Annotated in this window: 12 protein-coding genes; 6 read left to right on the top strand and 6 right to left on the bottom strand. The window is 69.3% G+C overall.

Annotated features, from left to right (window positions below; translation table 11 throughout):
• Together VFO68_RS12455 and VFO68_RS12450 are read right to left on the bottom strand one after the other, a co-directional pair.
• The coding region (locus VFO68_RS12455; protein ID WP_325158400.1) for a glycoside hydrolase family 43 protein at positions 1 to 1,311 on the bottom strand (1,311 nt) is incomplete at its 3' end.
• A gap of 136 nt (positions 1,312 to 1,447) precedes the next feature.
• Positions 1,448 to 2,356: an AraC family transcriptional regulator gene (locus tag VFO68_RS12450; RefSeq protein WP_325158399.1), complete on the bottom strand. Its 909-nt coding sequence runs from the start codon at positions 2,354 to 2,356 to the stop codon at positions 1,448 to 1,450.
• Positions 2,357 to 2,426: 70 nt separating this feature from the next.
• On the opposite strand from VFO68_RS12450, the gene VFO68_RS12445 reads away from it, so the two are divergent.
• From VFO68_RS12445 to VFO68_RS12435, 3 genes are all read left to right on the top strand, one after another.
• Positions 2,427 to 3,110: a class I SAM-dependent methyltransferase gene (locus VFO68_RS12445; RefSeq protein ID WP_325158398.1), complete on the top strand. Its 684-nt coding sequence runs from the start codon at positions 2,427 to 2,429 to the stop codon at positions 3,108 to 3,110.
• 98 nt (positions 3,111 to 3,208) lie between these two features.
• Positions 3,209 to 7,831: an RHS repeat-associated core domain-containing protein gene (locus VFO68_RS12440; protein ID WP_325158397.1), complete on the top strand. Its 4,623-nt coding sequence runs from the start codon at positions 3,209 to 3,211 to the stop codon at positions 7,829 to 7,831.
• 14 nt (positions 7,832 to 7,845) lie between these two features.
• A complete protein-coding gene (locus VFO68_RS12435; RefSeq protein WP_325158396.1) occupies positions 7,846 to 8,616 on the top strand; it encodes a hypothetical protein in 771 nt (256 codons plus the stop codon).
• Between the two features lie 3 nt (positions 8,617 to 8,619).
• On the opposite strand, the gene VFO68_RS12430 is transcribed toward VFO68_RS12435, so the two are convergent.
• The gene (locus VFO68_RS12430) at positions 8,620 to 10,251 is read right to left on the bottom strand and encodes an ABC transporter substrate-binding protein (RefSeq protein WP_325158395.1); all 1,632 of its coding nucleotides are present in this window, start codon (positions 10,249 to 10,251) and stop codon (positions 8,620 to 8,622) included.
• Between the two features lie 75 nt (positions 10,252 to 10,326).
• Between VFO68_RS12430 and VFO68_RS12425 the strand changes: the two genes are divergently transcribed.
• Positions 10,327 to 11,358 (top strand): acetamidase/formamidase family protein, encoded by a 1,032-nt coding sequence (locus VFO68_RS12425; protein ID WP_325158394.1) that lies wholly within the window; start codon positions 10,327 to 10,329, stop codon positions 11,356 to 11,358.
• Positions 11,359 to 11,417: 59 nt separating this feature from the next.
• Here the strand turns inward: VFO68_RS12425 and VFO68_RS12420 are convergent, their stop codons facing one another.
• Positions 11,418 to 14,186 (bottom strand): RICIN domain-containing protein, encoded by a 2,769-nt coding sequence (locus VFO68_RS12420; protein ID WP_325158393.1) that lies wholly within the window; start codon positions 14,184 to 14,186, stop codon positions 11,418 to 11,420.
• A 156-nt stretch (positions 14,187 to 14,342) separates the two neighbouring features.
• Here VFO68_RS12420 and VFO68_RS12415 point away from each other — a divergent pair, with 156 nt between their 5' ends.
• Both VFO68_RS12415 and VFO68_RS12410 read left to right on the top strand, forming a co-directional pair.
• Positions 14,343 to 16,760 carry a glycoside hydrolase family 127 protein gene (locus tag VFO68_RS12415; RefSeq protein WP_325158392.1) on the top strand — a complete coding sequence of 806 codons (2,418 nt, stop codon included), beginning with the start codon at positions 14,343 to 14,345 and terminating at the stop codon, positions 16,758 to 16,760.
• Positions 16,761 to 16,769: 9 nt separating this feature from the next.
• Positions 16,770 to 18,389, top strand: a complete 1,620-nt coding sequence (locus tag VFO68_RS12410) for an NPCBM/NEW2 domain-containing protein (protein WP_325158391.1) — start codon at positions 16,770 to 16,772, stop codon at positions 18,387 to 18,389.
• Here the strand turns inward: VFO68_RS12410 and VFO68_RS12405 are convergent.
• Positions 18,386 to 18,931 carry a response regulator gene (locus VFO68_RS12405; protein WP_325158390.1) on the bottom strand — a complete coding sequence of 182 codons (546 nt, stop codon included), beginning with the start codon at positions 18,929 to 18,931 and terminating at the stop codon, positions 18,386 to 18,388. The genes VFO68_RS12410 and VFO68_RS12405 overlap by 4 nt on opposite strands.
• The coding region (locus VFO68_RS12400; protein WP_325158389.1) for a HAMP domain-containing protein at positions 18,928 to 21,943 on the bottom strand (3,016 nt) is incomplete at its 5' end. The genes VFO68_RS12405 and VFO68_RS12400, both read right to left, overlap by 4 nt.

The raw sequence follows: 21,943 nt of genomic DNA, 5'->3' as shown, positions 1-21,943 counted from the left end.
GAGGGCGGCCGAGGACGCGCTGAGCGGGTCGATGCGCAGCAGGAAGTTCGAGTGCCGCAGGTGGTGGGTGGGGAAGTTGAACGAGCGGAACGACGACCAGGCCGCGTCGGCCAGACCGGCGACCCGGTAGAAGGTCGCGTCGGCCCGGAACGCCGCGGTGTTGTCGTTGGGGTCGAGCCGGACGGCGAAGCTGAAGTGCCGCAGGAAGTTGTTCGGGAAGTTCACCGACTCGAACGACACGCCGGCCGGGTCGGCGAGGCCGGGCACCAGTCGCCACAGCTGATCCTGGTACGGGTCGAACGGGTACGGGTCGACCCGGCCGACCCGGTTGGCGTGCCGGACATAGCGGTCCGGCAGGTTGGACGACTTGAGCCGGACCCAGTTCGGCGTGCCCCAGCGGGCGATCAGCGCGTTGTACTCGGCGTCGGTGATCCCGGTGATCGAGCCGTGCTTGGAGTTCAGCGGCGGGCTGTAGTCGCGCTGGTTCAGCGCGGTCCACGCGCCCGCGGTGATGTTGGTCGACGACCAGGCGTAGAAGTCGTTGTTGACCGGGCTGAACGAGTCGCCCCACAGCCACCAGCCGGCCCCGTCGTTGCGCTTGACCAGCAGCGGCGCCTCGATGGCGTTGCCCTGCCGCAGACCACCGGTGTAGGTCGTGTAGCTGTTGGGCGCGCCGGTGGCCGACCTCGCCCCGTAGAGGAAGCCGTCGGCGAGGTTCTTGTAGTACAGGTAGGTGGTGCCGCCGTCGACCACGATGTCGCCGTCGAGCACGCCGAACGACGGGCTGAAGTAGATCTGGGGCGCGCTGACCGTGCGGAAGTCGCTGGTGTAGTTGACCTGGAACACGTCCCGACCGTTGACGGCCGAGTAGACGATGCCGTACTGCCCGCGGGCGGCGTCCCAGAACGCGGTCGGCGCCCAGGTGTGGGTGTTCAGCGTGTGCATCCGGATCCGCCGGTACCCGGTGAAGCCGGTCAGGTTCGTGCTGTCCCACACGTGCAGGAACTGGTTGTTCTGGCTGAAGTCGGTCCCGTTGAGGTCGGTGGCGATCACCACGAACGTGTTGTCCTGCTTGCGGAAGACGAACGGGTCGCGCAGGCCGAGCGTCCCGGCCGTCGGAGTCGCGACCGGGTTGTTCTGGTTGAGCGGGGTCCAGTTCAGGCCGTCCCGGCTGACCGCGAGGTGCAGGCCGTAGTTGGCCCCCTGCATCTGCGGCGACTCGGTGAAGTAGGTCATGGCATAGGCGGTGTTCGCCGCCCAGGCGAGCCGGGGGAGCACCACCGTGCCGGTGGCGGCGACCGCGGATGCCATGGCGCCCAGGGTGAACGATCGTCGGCTGATGAGCATGAGTGCTCCCAGGCATGTTCGAAGTATCGAACACTGTTCGACGGCAGGGTTTGCCTACGGTAATGCCACCTACCGCCCACGGTCAACTACCGGCTGTGATCTAGCCGGCCCGCCAGGCCGCCGGGCTCACCCCGTGGATCCGGCCGAAAGTGCGGGCGAAGTAGCTGGCGTCCGGGAAACCGACCAGCCGGCCGATGTTCCGGATCGGCAGTTCGGTGGTGGTCAGCAGCCGGCGGGCCTGGACCATGCGTCGTTCGGTGATCCACTCCTGGACGGTGCGGCCGGTGCGTCTGCGCACGGTCGAGGTGAGGTGGCCGGGGGAGATGTTGACCGCGGTGGCCACGTCGCGCAACGACAGCGGCTCCGGGTACCGCTCCTCGATGACCGCGAACACCTCCGCCAGCAACGGTTCCCGGTTCAGCCGCAGGTCCCCGACGACGTCGCTGGCCAGCCGGGACACCTCCACCAGGAGCAGCACCAGGTGGGCCGGCGCCGCCTCCCGGTACCCGTCCCGCCGGCCGGTCAGCTCCTCGTGCAGGGCGTCGAGCCGCATGGCCCAGCCGGAGCGGTCCGGTTCCGGTACCCGCAGCCGGAGCGCGTCGGTCGACCCGCCCCGCACGAACGGGAACAGCAGCGGGTGCGTGCGCCAGGCCAGGTAGGCGCCGGGAACGTCCGGACCGAGTGCGTCGGCGGTGAAGAACACGCCCCAGCCGTGCGCCTCGACCAGGTCGTCCGGGTCCATCGGGCCCATCACATCGCCCGGCCCGATCACGTAGAGGTCGCCGGCCTCGATCGGCCAGCTCCGCCGGTTGGTGCGCAGGGTCCCGCCGCTGGTGTCGAAGTAGGCGATGCCGGGGAAGTCGTGCGCGTGCTCCTCGAACCGGGACGTGCGGCCCGGCACGTGCGTGTGATCCAGCCGCCAGGTCGCCACCGGGGGCTCGCCCGGCAGCGGCGCGAGGGCGTAGGTCGGCGGGTGGCCCCGGCCAGGGGAGGCGCGCACAGTCCGCATCGTCAAATCGTCCTACGACGACCACCGATCGCAACAGCTGACCAGCTCAAAGACCAGTAAGAATTGACATATGACCGAAAGAACGTCACATTCACCGGCCGAGCGGGAGTACCTGCCGGCCATGGGCAAGCACTATCTCCTGCCGTTCTACGACGTGGTGCACCACCTGTTCGGCCTCGCCCCGATCCATCGCGAGATGATCGAACTGGCCGGACCGCGGGCCGGCCACCGGGTGCTGGATGTCGGCTGCGGCACCGGGAACCTGCTGCGCTCGATCAGCCGCGCGCACCCGGGGGTCGAGCTGACCGGGCTGGACCCGGACCCCAAGGTGCTGGCCAAGGCCCGGCGCAAGCTCACCCGCCGGGGCCGCACCGCGCGGCTGGACCGCGGGTTCGCCGAGGAACTGCCCTACCCGGACGGCTCGTTCGACCGGGTCTTCTCCAGCCTGATGCTGCACCACCTGGACACCTCGGCGAAGGACGAACTGCTCGCCGAGGTGCGCCGGGTCCTGCGTCCGGACGGAGTCCTGGTGCTGGCCGACCTCGTCGTCGACGGGGAACACGACCACCACCACCGGCACGGTCCCGGCCGCCGGCCCGGCCCCATGCGCGAGCGGCTGAAGGACAACGTCGGCGACACGGTCGCCGAGCGGATCGCCGCCGCCGGCTTCGACGTCGAGCCGACCAGGATCCGGACGCTGCGACGCGGGCACCGCATCGGCATCATTTCTGCCCGCCCGCAGTCACATTCCTGAAACAGGGCAGTCCGATTTGCAAATTGCCGCACCGACCGCCGGCATCAGCTCGTATCGTCATCCCGCGACCGAGTCAGCGGGATACGAGGTGAGCACTGATGCCCGACTCCGGCAACCCCCTTGTCGCCCGGGAGCGGGACACCACGACCGCGGTCACCGGCATCGGCATCGCCGAGTCGGCCCAGGGGTTGGCCAGCGGGATCAGCAACGGCGACTGGGTGGAGGCCGGGCTCGGCGGGCTGGGCGTCGGGCTCGAGGTCCTGTCGATGGTGATCGACCCGTTGGGAACCTTGGCCTCCTACGGGGTTTCCTGGCTCATCGAGCACGTCCGGCCACTGAAGGAGGCGCTGGACTGGTTCGCCGGTGACCCGCCGGTCATCCAGTCGTTCTCCGAGACGTGGGGGAACGTGGCGACCGAGGTCAACGCGGTGGCGGCGGACTTTCTGCGCGGGGCCGGCGCCGACACCGCGGGGTGGACCGGGCAGGCGGGCGACGCCTACCGGGGGCACGCCACCGAGATGGCCGACGCGCTGGCCGGCGCCGCCACGCTGACCGACGGCATCTCCGTCGGAGTGATGATCATGGGTGAGGTCGTGGCGTTCGTCCGCGAGTTCATCCGCGACCTGGTCGGTGAGCTGGTCGGCCGGCTGATCTCCTGGGCCCTGGAGGTGGCCGCGACGTTGGGCCTGGCCACGCCGGTCGTGGTGGCCCAGGCGACCGCCGCGATCTCCAAGGTGGTCAACAAGGTCGCCGATCTGGTGCGCAAGCTGGTCAAGACGATCGGCAACGTGGCGCCGCGGATCCGCAAGGTCATCGACAAACTCGACGAGATCATCGCCAAGCTCCGCAAGCTGCTGAGCCGGGCCGACGGCGCCGGCGGGACCAACCCGGCGAGGCACGCAGGCGACACCCCCACCCACGCGGCGTCCACCCCGGACGGACTGTCCACTCCGGACGGACCGACGCACGCATCGTCCACTCCGGACACGGCGCCGACCACGCGGCCGGACGGCACCTCACCGGACGGCGCCGGTTCGCCGAACGGATCGGGATCCGGTCCGGACGGCCCGACCTCGCCGGGCCGCAACGGCGACGGCACCCGGCCGCGGGAGGACGGCGGCGGACAACGCTCGGAGGGCAACGGCGGCTGTGACGGCCGCGGCGGCGACCCGGTCGACGTGGTGTCCGGCCAGATGATCACCACCAAGACCGACCTGGCGCTGCCCGGCCTGCTGCCGCTGGTGGTCCGTCGCGCGTACGCGTCGGACTTCCGGGACGGCCGGTTACACGGGCCCGGCTGGTCCTCGACGCTCGACCAGCGGCTGGAGTTCGGGCCCGAGTTCGTCCGGTATGTCGGCGACGACGCCCAGGTGCTGGTGTACCCGAACCGTCCGGACGAGCCGGTGCTGCCGCTGCACGGGCCGAGGTGGCCGCTGCGCCTGGACCCGGAGTCGGGCAGCTACCGGATCGAGGACCCGGAAACCGGTTGGGTCCGGCAGTTCGCCGCCGCCGGACCGGACCCGGGCATCCGGCCGATCACCGCGCTGACCGACCGCGACGGGCACGAGGTCCTCTACCTCCGCGACCCGGCCGGACTGCCGCTCGCGGCCAGCCATTCGGGCGGCTACTACGTCGTGGTCGACCTCACCGACGGGCCGCACGGTCCGCGCATCGGTGCCCTGCGCCTGATCGACGCGCAGGGCCAGGGCGTCCAGATCGTGTCCTACCAGTACGACCCGCTCGGCCGGCTGACCGGAGTGGTCAACTCCAGCGGGCTGCCCTACCGCTACCACTACGACGACGCCGACCGGATCACCGGCTGGACCGACCGCAACGGGTTCAGCTACGAGTACCAGTACCGCGCCGACGGCCGCGTCGTGCGCGGGCGCAGCGCCGGCGGACACCTCGACGCCACGTTCGACTACGACCTGGCGAACCGGGTCACCGCCGTGACCAACAGCCTCGGCCATGTCACGCGGTACCACTACGACCGCCACAACCACATCACCACGGTGGTCGACCCGCTCGGCAACGAGGAGCACACCGAGTACGACCGCTACCACCGCCTGCTCTCGCACACCGACGCGCTCGGCAACACCACCCGGTGGGTGCGCGACGAGCGGGGCGAGGTGCTCCGGGTCGAGTACCCGGACGGGACGCACACGTCGGTGGAGTACGACGAGCGCTGGTCGCTGCCGACCAGGGTCGTCGAGCCCGGCGGCGTCGAGTGGCAGCACTCCTACTCCGGCACCGGCAACGTGCTGGCGACCACCGACCCGGCGGGCGCGGTGACCGCCTCCGAGCTCGACGAACGCGGCCACCTCGTGGCCCGGGTCGAACCCGACGGGCAGCGGTGGACGTTCACCAGCCTCGGCACCGGGCGGCCGCTGTCGGCCACCAGCCCCTCCGGCGCCACCACCCGGTTCACCATGGACCTGTTCGGCCGGCTGGCCACGACGACCGACCCGCGCGGCGCGGTCACCCGGTACGGCTGGACCGTCGAGGGGCGGCTCGCCTGGCAGACCGCACCGGACGGCGCCCGCCAGGAGCAGTCCTACGACGTGGAGGGCAACCTGGTCCGCAGCCGCGACCGGCACGGCGCGACGACCACGTTCGAGGTCGGGCCGTTCAACCTGATGGTCGCCCGGACCGGGCCCGACGGCACCCGGTACACCTTCGGCTACGACACCGAGCTACGCCTCGTGCAGGTGACCAACCCGGTCGGGCTGACCTGGGACTACGAGTACGACCCGGCCGGCAATCTGGTTCGGGAGAACGACTTCACCGGCCGGACGGTGCGCTACGCCTACGACGCGGCCGGGCGGCAGGTCGGCCGGTTCGAGGACGGCGCCGGGGCGCTGCGGCTGGACCGGGACGCCCGCGGCCGGGTCACCGCGCAGCGCCTCGACGGCGAGCGCCCGATCGAGTTCGAGTTCGACCCGGCGGGCCGGCTGCACCGGGCCAGCGACGGGTCCACCGAGGTGGTCTACGAGCGCGACCCGCTGGGCCGGCCGCTGGTCGAGTCGATCGACGGGCGGGCGGTGCGCAGCGAGTACGACGTGCTCGGCAGGCGGATCCGGCGCACCACGCCGTCCGGGATCGAGACCGCCTGGACCTACACCCAGGCCCAGCAGCTCGCGACCCTGGCCGGCACCGGCGGCGCGCTGTCCTTCGAGTACGACCCGGCCGGGCTGGAGACCACCCGGCGGCTGGGCTCGCGGGCCGCGCTGACCCAGAGCTACGACCCGGCCGGCCGGCTGGCCTCGCAGCAGGTGTGGGCGCACCCGTCGGCCGACCTGGCCGTGCCGGACGTGCCCGCGAACCAGTACCTGGCCCTGCAGCAGCGCATCTACCGCTACCGCGCCGACGGCGTGGTCACCGCGGTCGCGGACCGGCTGCGTGGCGACCGCGGCTACGAGCTCACCCCGGCCGGCCGGGTCACCGCCGTCACCGGCGCCAACTGGCGCGAGCAGTACGCCTACGACGCCCTGGGCAACCTCGCCACCGCGCTGCCCGGAGCGCCGTCGGACACCGCGGGCGGCCGTGCGCTGGACGGCATGCTGCTGCGCGGCGCGGGGCGCGCCTTCTACGAGTACGACGCCGCCGGCCGGCTGGTCCGGCAGGTGCGCCGCACGCTGTCCGGGCAGCGCCGGGAGTGGACCTACCGCTGGAACGGCCACAACCAACTGGCCGGCGCCACCACCCCGGACGGCGCGATCTGGCGGTACCGCTACGACCCGTTCGGCAGGCGGATCGCCAAGCAACGCCTCGACGAGCACGGCGTGGTCCAGGACGAGATCACGTTCAGCTGGGACGGTGCGGAACTGGCCGAGCAGCGGCACACCCTCGACGCCCGGGTGACCGCCACCGCCTGGGACTACCGCAGCGGAACCGGCGAACCGCTCGCGCAGACGTCGCGATCCTGGCTCGCCGACGCGCCGGAGGACGTGATCGACACCCGGTTCCACGCGATCGTGTCCGACCTGGTCGGCAGTCCGACCGAGCTGGTCGGCCCGGATGGCCGGATATCCTGGTACCGCACGGAAAACCTGTGGGGCGAGGAGCTCGCGGTCAGCTCCCGGGACGGAACCGACTGCCCACTGCGCTTCCCGGGCCAGTACCACGACCGGGAAACCGGTCTGCACTACAACTTCCACCGGTACTACGACCCGGCGACCGCCCGCTACCTGAGCCCCGACCCAGTCGGCTTACGCCCGTCGTCGAACCACTACACCTACGTCGTCAACCCCCTGGTCGTCTGCGACCCGTTCGGCCTGGCCGGCTACCGCGGCGAGGGCGGCCGGTTCGCCGTCGACCCGGACGTCCCCCGCACCACCCACAACCGCAACACCGAGTACCCCCACGACTACTGGGACTCCACCCACGACTACATGGCCACCAATTTCACGCAGGAGGGAATAGCACTGGGCAGCCGTCCCGTCGACGCGCACGGCGTGCCAATCCCGCGGGACCAACTCACCTGGGTCGACTCGTTCGGCAACCAGATCCCCTTCAGCGAGCTGACCTACGACCACAACCCGGCTGTGGTGCAGCACTGGATCGACGAGGGTTACGATCAGACCCGCGCTCAGCGCGAGGCCTGGTACAACAACACTGACGGCATGGAAGCCGTGACCAGGGCCGAAAACGGCCGGCGCGGTGCCCTACTGGAGGAACGGTACAGCCACAGGGAACCTGGCCCGAACTATTCGTGCAGCTAGGCGGAGGTACGGACGTGGATCTGGCGGAGACGTTCGCGGCTATGCCTGGCGCCACCCCGATCGAGGGCCTGCCGGATGCCTGGGTCTGGACGCTCGGACAGACCTACGGCAACGCGGCCGCGTTGACCAAGGACGGCAAGCACGCCTTCCACTGCTATGCCCACGACTCGTGGGATGAGGGCCTTGCGCGGGCCATTGTCACCTTCGCCCGAGAGCACGCCGCCGAGTTGATCGCACCGGATCGCCCGCTGGTCGTCGTCGAGGGTTTCAAACCTCCGGGATACGCGTTCGACACAGTCGTCGGCCTCAGCCCGACCGTGCACAAATTCAATGCCAACCAACCGGACATCCATCGGGCGACGTGCGAGGTGATTCCGGCCTACCGGTGCGAGTTCGCCGGCGACGAAACCGAAGTCGAGGCAGCGACACGCTGTTTCCGCGCCGCTGGTGCCCAGCCGACCCGATGGAACCGCGAACCCAATCCCTACCTCCAGATGCGCATGCGCGCCGCGAACGGCCAGGAGATTCCGAAACGCGGGTTCGCCAACCCGCCGAAGCTGCTGCACGAGCTTCGGCAACTGCCGGACCGGGAGAACGGTTTCGTCGAGTTGGAGAACTACCAGCGTCGGGTGTGGACCGTCACCTGGCAGGACACCTACCTCCTCGCCGGCCCCGACGCCGATCAGCGCAGCCTGGACTTCGACGCGCTGGTCGAGTTCGCCAAGGAGGTCCTCTACGGTCCCAACCGGTCGGCCGGCGAGCACGCCTTCAACAAGCCCCGTTAGGTTCTACTCGACGAAACCGGCCGTGCTGAGCCGAAGGATGTAGTCGCTGTACATCTTGACCTGGCCGACCTTGTTGCTGACCCCGATCTGGTTCTTGGTCCGGTACAGGTAGATGATCGGCACGTCCTCGTGCACCTTGGTGATCACCTTTCCGTACAGTTCCTTGCGTTTGGCCGTGTCCTGGGTGGTTCGGGCCTCGGTGAGCCACCGGTCGACCTCGGGGTCGGAGTAACCGGAGTTGTTCTGCGAGCCGTTGGTCTGGAAGAACCGGGTGATGTTGCCGTCCGCGTCGACCTGGCCGGACCAGCCGATCCGGAACATCTGGAACCGGCCCGCGTCGGTGACGTCGAGCGCGGTGGCGAACTCGGTCGGCTCCAGTTGGAGGTCGAACCCGCCCTCGGCGACCATGGCCTTGATCGCCTCACCGGTTCGGATCGCGTCCGGGTTGCTGATCACGATCAGGCTGACCTTGACCGGTGTGGTGAGCCCGGCCTCGGCCAGCAGCCGCTTGGCCTCCGCCGGGTCGTGTTTCGGGCAGGCCTGGGCGGCATCCGAGGACAGCGGGCTGACCGGGCTGATCGGGCCGCAGGCGGGGGTGTACACGCCGCGGAAAACGGTGCGGTTGAGCGCTTCGCGGTCGATGCTGAGCATGAAGGCCCGCCGGACGCGGGAGTCGGAGGCCATCGGCCCGGCGAACGGCGCGGCGAGTGGGCTCGGGTCCTTGCCGACGCCGGCGGCGTTGGCGATGTTGATCGTGATGCCCTGGTAGCCGATGCTGTCGGTGGCGATCATGCGCAGCGAGCTGATCGCCTTGAGCTCCTCGACGTTCACCGGGCTCACGTTGATCATCAGTTCGATGTCGCCGGAGCGCAGGTTGTTCAGCCGCGCGGTGGCGTCGGTGATGGTCCGGAAGACCAGTTTGTCCAGTTTCACCTTGCCGGCGTCGTAGTAGTTCGGGTCTTTGACCAGCTCGATGCGGTCCTGGGCGACCCGGGTGGCGAACTTGAACGGGCCCACGCACACCGGCGCGGTGGCGAAGTCCGCGCCCAGCTTGGTCAGCGCCGTCGGGGACATGATCATCCCGCCGCGTTCGGCGAGTTGGGCGGTCAGCGGAGTGAAGGGCTGCGACAGGTGAATCGCCACGGTGGCCGGATCGACCACGGCCACGTCGCTGACCGGACCGAGTTCGCTCCTGCGCGCCGAACCCTGCAGCGTGCGGTGCCGGTCGAGCGAGGTTTTCACGGCGGCGGCGTCGAGCATGGTGCCGTCCGCGAACCTCAGCCCGGTACGGATCTTGATGGTCACCGTCTTGCCGTCGGCTGACACGTCGGGCATTCCGGCGGCGAGCTGCGGGACCAGCTCCAGTTTCTCGTTGACGTCGTACAACATCTCGCACATGTTCTGCATGACGTCACGCCCGACCAGCGTTCGGGACAGGGTCGGGTCGAGTTTGTCCGGCTCGGCGTCCAGCGCGATCCGCAACGTGCCGCCCGCCTTGACCGGCCGGGTGTCCGGACCACTGGACGGTGGCTGTTGTTGCTGTTGTCCGCCACCGTCGTCGATAGCGGCACATCCGCCCAGTACCAGCGAAAAGCCGACGACCATCGCGAACACCGGAGCCCGAAAACCGATCATGGCACGCTCCCGCCGCATTGCAGGAAGAAAATCGACCATACTGCACAGGAATTCGTGGATGGAAGGGGTTGACCGATGACGTTGGCCGCGAGCACCCACCGGCTGGGGCGCGAGAACATCCATACATACCTAAGTAATTCGCTGCCACCGAGACTGACGGTTCAACCAGGTGACACCGTGGTCCTGGAGACGCTCGACGCCGGCTACGGGCGGGTCGGCCGGGAGATCGAAGACGTGGCCCAACCCGGCCTGGACCCGGACCTGTTGGCTCTCATCACCGCCGCATCGTATCCCGAACAGTCCACAGTGGACCGCGAGTCGGCGCTCACCCGAGGTCACCCGCTGACCGGCCCGATCGCCGTCGCCGGCGCCCAACCCGGTGACACGCTGGTGGTGGAGATCCTCCGAGTCGAGCCGGCCGCCTGGGGTTTCACCATCGCCCACCCGCGAGGCTCCGGGCTGCTCAACGACTGCCTGGACCCGAACTCGGGCCCGTACCTCCACATCTGGGACCTGCGCAGCCGAACCGAGGCACAGTTCAGGCCGGGGCTTCGGATCCCCATCGCCCCCTTCTGCGGCGTGCTGGGTGTTGCCCCCGCCGAGCCGGGCCAGCACTCCACGGTCCCTCCGGGCCGCCACGGTGGAAACCAGGACCTGCGTCACCTCACCGCCGGCGCGACCCTCCACCTGCCGGTACTCGTCCCGGGTGGTTTGCTGTCCGTCGGCGATGTGCATGCCGCCCAAGGAGATGGCGAAGTCAGCGGCACCGCCATAGAAACCGAGGCCACCGTGACCCTGCGCCTCGACCTGATTCCGGGCTCCACCTCCGGCCACCCTCAGGCTTTCCTGCCCGACCGCCCCCGAATCCCCGGCCCGTACCACGTCAGCATCGGCAACGAACCCGACCTACGCCAAGCCGCCCGCACCGCCCTGCGCGGCACCGTCACCTATCTGGTCACAAACCACAACCTGGCCCCGGCCGAGGCCTACGTGCTCGCCAGTGCGTGCGTCGACCTCAGCATCAGCCAGATCGTCAACCTGCCGACCTACACGGTCTCCGCCTACCTGCCCCTGAGCATCTTCCATTCGGGTGGTGGATCCGGCTGAGCCAGTCTGGAAGTGGCGACTCGCCGGGCTGGAAGTGGCGACTCGCCGGGGAGGGGTGGTTAGTTGTTGAGGGTGATGGTGGCTTGGGTGGCGCCGGAGTTGAGGGTGACGGTGCGGGTGGTGGCGTTGTAGGTGCCGCCCGTGACTGCGGTGACGGTTGAGGTGGCGAATACCGGTAGCTGGACCATGATGGCCCCGCCGGGGGGTGTGCCGGTCACGTTGAGTGTGATCACGCGGCCGGCCCCGGGGCGGGTGACGGCCAGCGACACGCCGTAGGTGGTGCGGGCGGCGGTGTCGACGTTGTAGGACGACGTGATGTTGTTGACGGCGATGGCCTGCCCGGCGGCGATCCAGGTGTTCGGGATGCCGCGGCCGATGTAGAGCGGGCGGGTGTAGGTGAACGGGCCGGTACCGCTGGCGGTCAGGCCTTCGGCGGCGACGGCGCGGACCAGCGCCAGCTGCTGGTGGGCGATCGGCCAGGCGTAGGGGACCGCGCCGAACTGCGGGCCGGCGTGGCTGCCGGACCAGATGTTGCCCGTGCTCGGGCCGCTGCCGTTCGCCTCCCACCACGCGTTCGGGCCACCGGTGGTGGTCTGGATCTGCCAGGCGTAGCTGGTGATCGCCAGATCCCGGAACGCGGTGCCGTACAGACCGCCCTCGGAGTAGGCGGTGTTGTACGCGGTGGAGTAGCCGGAGAAGGCGCCGAACGACGGGAACGGGACGCGGCCGGCGAGGCGGTCGAAGCCCCACTGGTACATCCGGTCCAGCTGTGCCGGGTCGCCGATGATGCCGGACAGCGGGGCGCCGCCCATCAGCATGGTGTCCCACTGGTTCTGCCCGGACCAACCGGCCTGTGCCCAGTTCGCGTCGTTGAAGGTGTTGCACCGGTTGGCGGTGTTCGGTCGCTGCACCTCACACGGCAGGAAGTTGAACCCGTTGGCCGCTTGGTTGTTGCCGATCACGGTGTTCAACGCGTTGTGCAGGCTGGTGTACGCGCCCTGCGCCCAGGTCGCCTCGGCGGTCTGGCCGATCCGGGTGGCGATGTACTTGTACGCGGCCAGCCCGATCAGCGCCGAGTAGTTCGACAGGATCCACTTTCCGGTGGAGTCGTTGTCGAAGTTGGACCGCAGCGTGCCGTCGCTGTCCAACTGGTTGACGAAGTGCGTGCGCATCATGGTGCGCAGGCTCGGCCCGAACTGGGTCTGGTTGTCGTTGAAGAACTGGCTGACGAACGCGGTGTCGTTGGTCTTCTGCAGGTAGATCGCCCACGCCCACGGCGTCTTCCACACCCCGTCCCAATACCAGTTGGCGCCGAACCCGTTGAAGCCCGGTTGTTCGGAGGTCCGGCCGACCAGCAGCAGGTTCCGCGCGTCGCTGAAGTCCCCGGTGGTGAACCGGGCGACCAACTCGCCGGGCACGTCGTGGTTGAGCAGCCAGGCGTAGTTGTTCGCGCCGGAGAACGGCGACTTACCCACCTGCATCATCAGGTGGTAGGCGGTGCCGGCCCGGTAGGCGTTGCGCAGCGCGGTTCCCGGGTTGGCCAGGCCGGTGTTGGGCAGTTGCAGGTTGGGCAGCGACGGTTGGGCGGTGGCGTCGATCCGGCCGTTCCAGAACGCCGCCATCTGGGCGAAAGCGGCGTCGTAGCCGGGCGCGGACGAGGCCAGCGTCGCGGTCGACGGGTAGGTGACGTTGGCGCCGAACCGGTCGATGGCGGCGACGAAGTCGTGCGTGCGGGTGGTGCCGGCCGGCACGCTGTCGTTGACCGCGGTCAGCCGGACCAGGTTCGGCCCGGATCCACCCGGCGGCACGGTGACCGCCGCGGTGCCGTTGTTGGTCACCGAGATCCGGGTGTAGGCCAGCACGAACGGGTTGCCGCCGATGACCACCCGGTTGGCGAAGTTGGTGATCGAGATGGCGACGTTGTTACGGGTGAACGAGGTGCGCAGGGCCGGCAGGAAGCCCTGCTCCTGGGTCCACTGGATCGACTGGGCCGGCGGGGACTGACCGGCGGCCAGGCCGAAGGTGAAGGCGCCGAAGGAGTACATCGCGCCGCAGTAGCTTGTGCCGCCTGCCGTGTAGGTGTTCGGCACGCCGCGGGCGAAGTAGGAGCCGGACAAATAGGAGAACGCCGGGTACCAGTTGCCCTGCCAGCCGATCGCGGACTGGTTGAACCAGCCGAACGCGAACGGGTCGCGCGGGGTCGGGAAGTTGGTGCCGAAGCTGCGCGGCAGGCTGGAGTTGTTGCAGGCGTTGGTGGGCAGGGTGGGCAGCGTCTCGAAACCGCCGCCACCGCCGCCGTCGGAGGTGAAGTTCGGCAGCCGCCAGACCCGGTCGGTCGCGGTGGAGCAGGGCAGTTGGACCAGTTGCGCGCCGTTGGTGGCCGGGGCGCTGACCACGACGCACTTGTTGCTGTGCACCGCCTGCAGGTTGAACGTCTTGTCCGTGCCGGCGACGTTCACCGCGACCAGCCGGAACCGCTGGCTGTTGCCGCCGTTGCAGGTCTGCTGGATGGCGCGGGCGTTGTCCGCCGTCGAGGCCCCGGCGATGTCGGCACATTTTCCGGCGAACGTGCCGATCGTGTACGTGTCCGACGTCGCGGACAGCGGGGTGAAGGTGAAGGACTGGTTGGTCCCGCCGTGGCAGTTCCACTGGATGAGGTTCACGTCGTCGCCCGTGCCCGCCCCGAACACGTCGAGGCAGCGGCCGCCGTTCTGCACCGCGGCGGTCGAGGCGAACGTCACCGCCGCCTGCGCCTGCGGTGGGCTGCCGGTCTGAAGGCCAATGGTGGCAACCAGTGTGAGGATTCCGACGAGGGCGAGCAGGCGCATGAGTCACCGTCCCGGTAGTTGAACTACCACTCTCCGCACTCTACCGTGGGTTGTCAGAATATTGAACGCTGTTCGGTATTTCGAACATCGGAGGTGGGCACAGTGGCCCAGTCGGCCGTTCCCCGTCGCACAGTTCTCCAACTAGCCGGTGGGGCGGTGGCCGCCTCGGCCCTCCCACTCGGAGCGCTGTCGGCCGGCGCGGTCGCGGCCCTGCGCCCCGACGTCGGCGTATCGGTGTTCCCGTTCCCGCTGACCCAGGTTTCCCTGCTGGACAGCCCGTTCCGGGCGAACCAGAGCAGGATCCTGGCCTATCTTTCGTTCATCGACCCGGACCGGATGCTGCACACCTTCCGGGTCAATGTCGGCCTGTCGTCGACGGCCCAACCCGTCGGCGGCTGGGACGCGCCGAACGTCGAACTGCGCGGGCACTCCATGGGGCACCTGCTCTCCGCACTGGCCCTGGCCTACGCCAACACCGGGGCCGCGGCCCACAAGACCAAGGGCGACTACCTGGTCGCCGAGCTGGCCCGCTGCCAGGCCCGGGCCGGCGCCGTCGGGTTCAACACCGGCTACCTGTCCGCCTACCCGGAGAGCTTCATCGACCGGGTGGAGGCCCGGCAGACCGTGTGGGCGCCGTACTACACCCTGCACAAGATCATGGCCGGGCTGCTGGACATGCACCTGCTCACCGGCAACGCCCAAGCGCTCGACGTGCTGGTCCGGCAGGCGGCCTGGGTGAAGTTCCGCACCGACCGGCTGTCCACGGCGCAGATCCAGAGCATGCTGGACACCGAGTTCGGTGGCATGAACGAGGTGCTGACCAACCTCTACGCGGTGACCGAGAACCCGGACCACCTCACCGTCGCCCGCCGGTTCGACCACGCGCGCATCTTCGACCCGCTCGCCGCGAACCAGGACCGGCTGTCCGGATTCCACGCCAACACGCAGATTCCGAAGATCATCGGAGCGATCCGCGAGTACCACCAGACCGGGGTCGAGCGCTACCGCACGATCGCCACCAACTTCTGGGACATCGTGACCGGGCACCACTCCTACGCCATCGGCGGCAACAGCAACGGCGAGTACTTCCAGCCGCCGGACCAGATCGCCGGCCAGCTGTCCGACACCACCTGCGAGTCCTGCAACAGCTACAACATGCTGAAGCTGACCAGGCAGCTGTTCTTCACCAACCCGTCCAAGGTGGACTATCTCGACTTCTTCGAACGCGCCCTGTACAACCACATTCTCGCCGGGCAGAACCCCAACACGGCCCGGCATCAACACACCTACTACGTGCCGATGCGCCCGGGCGCCATCAAGACCTACAGCAACGACTACAACAACTTCACCTGCTGTCACGGCACCGGAATGGAGAGCCAGACCAAGTTCGCCGACAGCATCTACTTCTTCGCCGGCGAGACGCTCTACGTCAACCTGTTCATCCCGTCGGTGCTGACCTGGTCCGGCCGGGGCATCACCGTGCGGCAGGACACCGCGTTCCCGGACACGCCGAGCACCCGGCTGACGATCACCGGCTCCGGGCACATCGCGTTGCGGATCCGGGTCCCGTCCTGGGCTCGGCAGGGGACCCAGGTCCGGCTCAACGGAGTGGTGCAGAACGTCACCGCCACTCCCAACACCTTCCTGACCCTGGACCGGAACTGGGCCTCCGGCGACGTGGTGGACCTGACCCTGTCGCCGGCGCTCACCGTGGAAGCCACCCCGGACAACCCGACGGTGCGCGCGGTGCGGTACGGCGGCATCGTGCTGGCCGGCGAGTACGGCACCAACAACCTCTCCAGCATGCCGTCGCTGGACACCAACACGCTGCGACCCGATCCCGCGGTGCCGCTGCGGTTCACCGGAACCGCCAGTACCGGTGCGGTGTCACTGATCCCGTTCTTCCGCATGCACGGCCAGCGGTACACCGTCTACTGGGCCGGCGCCGTGCCACCGATCCAGCCGTTCGTCGCGCACTACCCGTTCGACGAGACCGCTGGCACGACCGCGGGTGACGCCACCGGCAACGGCCGGACCGCGACCCTGGTCGGCGGCGCGTCGTTCGCGGCCGGCGCGGTCAGCCTGGCCGGCGCCGACGGCCATGTCCGGCTGCCCGGCGGGATCCTGGCCGGCGCCGGTGACTTCACCGTGGCCGGCCGGGTCCGGCTGACCACGGTCACGACCTGGTCCCGGGTGTTCGACTTCGGCACCGGCACCAACGCCTACCTGTTCCTGACCCCGCGCAGCAGCACCGGAACCGCACGGTTCGCGATCACCAGCAGCGGAGCCGGCGGCGAGCAGCGGATCGACGCCCCGGCCGCGCTGCCGGCCGGCGCCTGGACCCACGTGGCGGTCACCCTGGCCGGCAACCTGGCTGTGCTCTACGTCAACGGCGCCGAGGTGGCCCGCAACGCCAACCTCACCCTGCGGCCCGGAAACCTGGGCAGCACCGGGCTGAACTACTTCGGCCGGTCGCAGTACGCCGGCGACCCGTTCCTGTCCGGCCAGCTCGACGACTTCCGCATCTACAGCCGCGGCCTGTCCGCCGCCGAGATCCGCACCCTGGCGAGCTGAGGAGTTCACATGCGTCAACTGACCCTGCTGCTCGCCGCCGTGCTGGCGGCGGCGAGCCTTCCCGCAGTCACCCCAGCACCGGCCCAGGCGTGGGAGAACGGGTTGGCCCGCACGCCGCCGATGGGCTGGAACCAGTGGAACGCCTTCGGCTGTAACGTGACCGACGCCCTGGTCCGGGCCACCGCCGACCGGTTCGTCTCGGCGGGCCTGCGCGACGCCGGCTACACCTACGTCAACATCGACGACTGCTGGATGACCCGCAACCGGGACAGCGCCGGCAACCTGGTGCCGGACCCGGTGAAGTTCCCGAACGGGATCCGGGCGGTGGCCGACTACGTGCACGCCCGGGGGCTCAAGCTGGGCATCTACTCCAGCGCCGGCACCCAGACCTGCGCCGGGTTCCCGGCCAGCCTCAACAACGAGCAGCGGGACGCCAACCTGTGGGCGTCCTGGGGCGTGGACTACCTCAAGTACGACAACTGCAACAACCAGGGTGTGCCGGCGCAGACCCGGTACACCCGGATGCGGGACGCGATCATCGCCACCGGTCGGCCGATGGTCTACAGCATCACCGAGTGGGGCCAGAACCAGCCGTGGAACTGGGCGCAGCCGGTCGGCAACCTGTGGCGCACCACCGGCGACATCGGCGACTCGTACAACTCGATGCTGTCCATCTACCGGGCCAACGTGGGGCTGGCGCAGTTCGCCGGGCCGGGTGCGTGGAACGACCCGGACATGCTGGAGGTCGGCAACGGCGGCATGACCGACACCGAGTACCGCACCCACTTCACCCTCTGGGCGATGATGGCCGCGCCGCTGCTGATCGGCACCGACCTGCGTACCGCGAGCGCGGCGACCCTGACGATTCTCGGCAACCGCGACGTGATCGCCGTCGACCAGGACACGCGCGGCGCGCAGGCGCGTGAGGTGCGCTCGGCCGGCGGGCTGCATGTGCTGTCCAGGCCGTTGGCGGGCGGCGACTTCGCGGTCGCGTTGTTCAATGAGACCGGCTCGACCGCGACGATCAGCACCACGCCCGGCGAGACCGGGCTGCCCAACGCGTCGGACTACCGGCTGTTCGACCTGTGGTCCAAGGCGGTGCGCACGACCACCGGCACGATCAGCGCCTCGGTTCCCGCGCACGGCACGGTGGTCTACCGGGTCACGCCCGGCGCCCAGACCGGGCCGCCGGCCGGCACCTCGTTCGTCAGCGACCTGCCGTGGCAGGCGTCGACCAACGGCTGGGGCCCGGCCGAACGCAACCGGTCCAACGGGGAACAGGGCGCCAGTGACGGCCGCACGCTCACCATCGCCGGCACGACCTATGCCAAGGGCATCGGCGCCCATGCGGCCGGCACGATCGACGTGTTCCTCGGCGGGCGGTGTTCGACCTTCACCGCCGACGTCGGGGTGGACGCGGAGGCCGGCACGAACGGCACGGTGACCTTCTCGGTGCTCGGCGACGGCGTGCCGCTCACCACGACCGGCGTTCTGCGCGGTGGCCAGGCCGCTCAACGGATCTCGGTAAGCCTGACCAACCGCACCGTGCTGCGCCTGTCCGTCGCCAACGGCGGCGACAACATCAACTTCGACCACGCCGACTGGGCCAACGCCCAGGTGACGTGTTAACGCGGAAGGTAGGGCTGGCTGGAGTTGCGGGCGGTGCGTAGCACCGCGGCCGCCGCGGTGGGGTCGGGGGGCGTGGCGTCGAGGTGGTCGAGCGCCTGGGTGACGGCGTCGTGCAGTTGGCTGCGCTCGGCGGCCTGGGCGGCCAGTTCGGCGTTCTTGGCCCACAGGTCGATGAACACCATCACCTTGGAGCGCAGCACCCAGGGGTCGAATGGCTTGGTGAGATAGTCCACCGCGCCGATCTGGTAGCCGCGGAAGGCCAGCCGGGCGTCGTAGTTGAGCGCGGTGAGAAAGATGATCGGGATGTGCCGGGTGCGCTCGCGCTGCTTGATGTGCGTGGCGGTCTCGAAGCCGTCCATGGTGGGCATGCTGGCGTCCAGCAGGATCACCGCGAAGTCGTTGATCAGCAACTGTTTCAGTGCCGCCTCGCCGCTGGTCACGGACACCACCTCGACCGGAAGTCCCTGCAGGATCGCCTCGAGCGCGACCAGGTTCTCCCGGCGGTCGTCGACCAGCAGGGCCTTCGCCTGCTGGTTGGTCATTGGGCGGCCTCGGGAACCGAACCGGCCCGGCGGGTGCGGCTCTGCGCGACCCACGAGGAGATCACGCCGAGCAACTGGTCGAGGTCGACCGGTTTGGTGATGTAGTCGTCGGCGCCGGCCGCCAGGCTGGACTCGCGATCCTCCGGCATGGCCTTGGCGGTCAGGAACACCACGGGCAGTTGGGCGCCGATCGGCAGCGCCCGGATCAGCCGGGTGGTCTCGTTGCCGTCCAGGTTGGGCATCATCGCGTCCATCAGCACGATGTCCACCTCTGGATGCTCGGTGAGCAACCGGATGCCGTCGGTTCCGTTGTCGGAGTAGAGCACCCGCATGCCGTGCAGTTCGAGGGCGCTGGTCAACGCGAAGACGTTGCGCACGTCGTCGTCGACGATGAGCACCGTTGTTCCGTCCAGCCGGTGGCTGGGGGAGGCGACCGCCACCGTCGACCCGATGATCGGGGTGCCGGTCAGCGGCGGCAGCCCGGCCTCGGTCGCGGCCGGCGGGGTCGTCCGCCGGTACACCGGAACCGCTTCGGAGGGCAGGATCTGCGGCAGGTACAGGGTGAAGGTCGAACCGACGCCCAGCTCCGACTCCACCGTGATCGCGCCGCCGAGCAGCCGGGCGAGCTCCTTGCTGATCGACAGCCCCAGCCCGGTGCCGCCGTAGCGCCGGCTGGTGGTGCCGTCCGCCTGTTGGAACGCCTCGAAGATCATGGCGAACTTCTCGTCCGGGATGCCGATGCCGGTGTCCCGCACCGAGAACGCGACCACGTTGTCCGCAGTGTCCAAAGTGGGCACTCCGAACGTCCGGCTGGACGGCGCCGACTCGATGGTCAGGATGACCGTGCCGTTGTCGGTGAACTTCACCGCGTTGGACAACAGGTTGCGCAGGATCTGCAGCAGCCGCTGGGCGTCGGTGACCACATTGGCCGGAACCTCCTCGGCCACCCGGGTGCGCAGCTGCAGACCCTTCTCCTCGGCCTGCGCCCGGAACGCCCGCTCGACGTCGTCGGCGGCCGTGGTGATGTCGACGGCGGACAGCTCGATGTTGACCCGGCCGGCCTCGATCTTGGACAGGTCCAGGATGTCGTCGATCAGCGACAGCAGGTCGGACCCGGCGTTGTGGATCGTGTTGGCGAACTCGATCTGCTGTCCGGACAGGTTCTGCTCGGGGTTGTCGGCGAGCAGCCGGGCCAGCAGCAGCAACGAGTTCAGCGGGGTGCGCAGCTCGTGGCTCATGTTGGCCAGGAACTCCGACTTGTACTGGCTGGCCTGGGCGAGCTGCTGGGCGTTCTCCTCCACGCGCCGGCGGGCCGCCTCGATCTCCAGGTTCTTGATCTCGATGTTGCGGTTCTGCTCGGACAGCAGGGCCGCCTTGTCCTCCAGCTCGGCGTTGGTGCGCTGCAGCTCGGCGGACTGGTCCTGCAGCTCCGCGGCCAGTCGTTGGGACTGGCCCAGCAGTTCCTCGGTGCGCCGGTTGGCCTGGATGGTCTTGATCGCCACACCGATGGTGACCATGAGCCGTTCCAGGAAGGTCAGGTGCAGCTCGGAGAACGCGCTCACCGAGCCGATCTCCAGCACGCCGAGCGTCTCGCCCTCGAACAGCACGGGCAGCACCACGACGGCGGCCGGGGCGAACCGGCCGACCCCGGACCGGATCGGCGTGAAGTTCGCGTCGGCGTTGCGCACCACGATCATCTGTTTGGACTCGCCGGCCTGGCCGACCAACCCTTCGCCCCGGGCGTAGGAGACCGGTTCGCCGGTGCCGAGCCCGTAGCCGCCGTTGAGGCGCCAGGTGCCGTGGCCATTGAGGTTGCCCGGGGCGTCCAGGAAGAACGCGCCGACCTGGCCGTTGACCAGCGGAACGACCTCATTCATGATCATTTGGCAGACCTCGCCGAGATCCCGCTGGCCCTGCAGCAGCCCACCGATCCGGGCCAGGTTCGAGTCCAGCCAGCCCTGCTCGGCGTTCTCCCGGGTGGTCTCGCGCAGCGCGACGATCATCTGGTTGATGTTGTCCTTCAGCTCGGCGACCTCGCCGCTGGCCTGCACGCCGATCTGCTGGGTCAGGTCGCCGCGGGTCACGGCCGTGGACACGCCGGCGATCGCGCGCAGCTGGATGGTCAGCGTGGAGGCGAGCTGGTTGACGTTCTCGGTGAGGTCGCGCCAGGTTCCGGCGACGCCCTTCACCTGGGCCTGGCCGCCGAGTTTTCCTTCGGTGCCGACCTCGCGGGCGACGCGGGTGACCTCGTCGGCGAAGCTGGAGAGCTGGTCGACCATGGTGTTGACGGTGCTCTTGAGGGCGAGGATCTCGCCCTGGGCGTCGACGGTGATCTTCTGGGACAGGTCGCCCCGGGCCACCGCGGTGGTGACCTGGGCGATGTTGCGGACCTGGCCGGTCAGGTTGGACGCCATCGAGTTCACGTTGTCGGTCAGGTCCCGCCAGGTGCCGAGGACGCCACGGACCTCGGCCTGACCGCCGAGCTTGCCTTCGGTGCCGACCTCGCGGGCCACCCGGGTCACCTCGTCGGCGAACGACGAGAGCTGGTCCACCATCGTGTTGACCGTGCTCTTGAGCTCCAGGATCTCGCCCTGGGCATCCACCGTGATCTTCTGCGACAGGTCACCCCGGGCCACCGCCGTCGCCACCTGGGCGATGTTGCGGACCTGCCCGGTCAGGTTCGAGGCCATGAAGTTCACGTTGTCGGTGAGGTGGCGCCAGGTGCCGGCCACGCCACGCACCTGGGCCTGGCCGCCCAGCTTGCCCTCGGTGCCGACCTCGCGGGCCACCCGGGTCACCTCGTCGGCGAACGACGAGAGCTGGTCCACCATCGTGTTCACGGTGCTCTTCAGCTCCAGGATCTCGCCCCGGGCATCCACCGTGATCTTCTGCGACAGGTCGCCCTTGGCCACCGCGGTGGTGACCTGGGCGATGTTGCGCACTTGCCCGGTCAGGTTGGCCGCCAGCCGGTTGACGCTCTCGGTGAGGTCACGCCAGGTGCCGGACACGCCT

The sequence above is a fragment of the Actinophytocola sp. genome (assembly GCF_035712165.1).
Classification (GTDB): Bacteria; Actinomycetota; Actinomycetes; order Mycobacteriales; family Pseudonocardiaceae; genus DASYTH01.
Note: the sequence above shows the minus strand (reverse complement) of the source record. Positions and strands in the feature narration are given on the sequence as shown.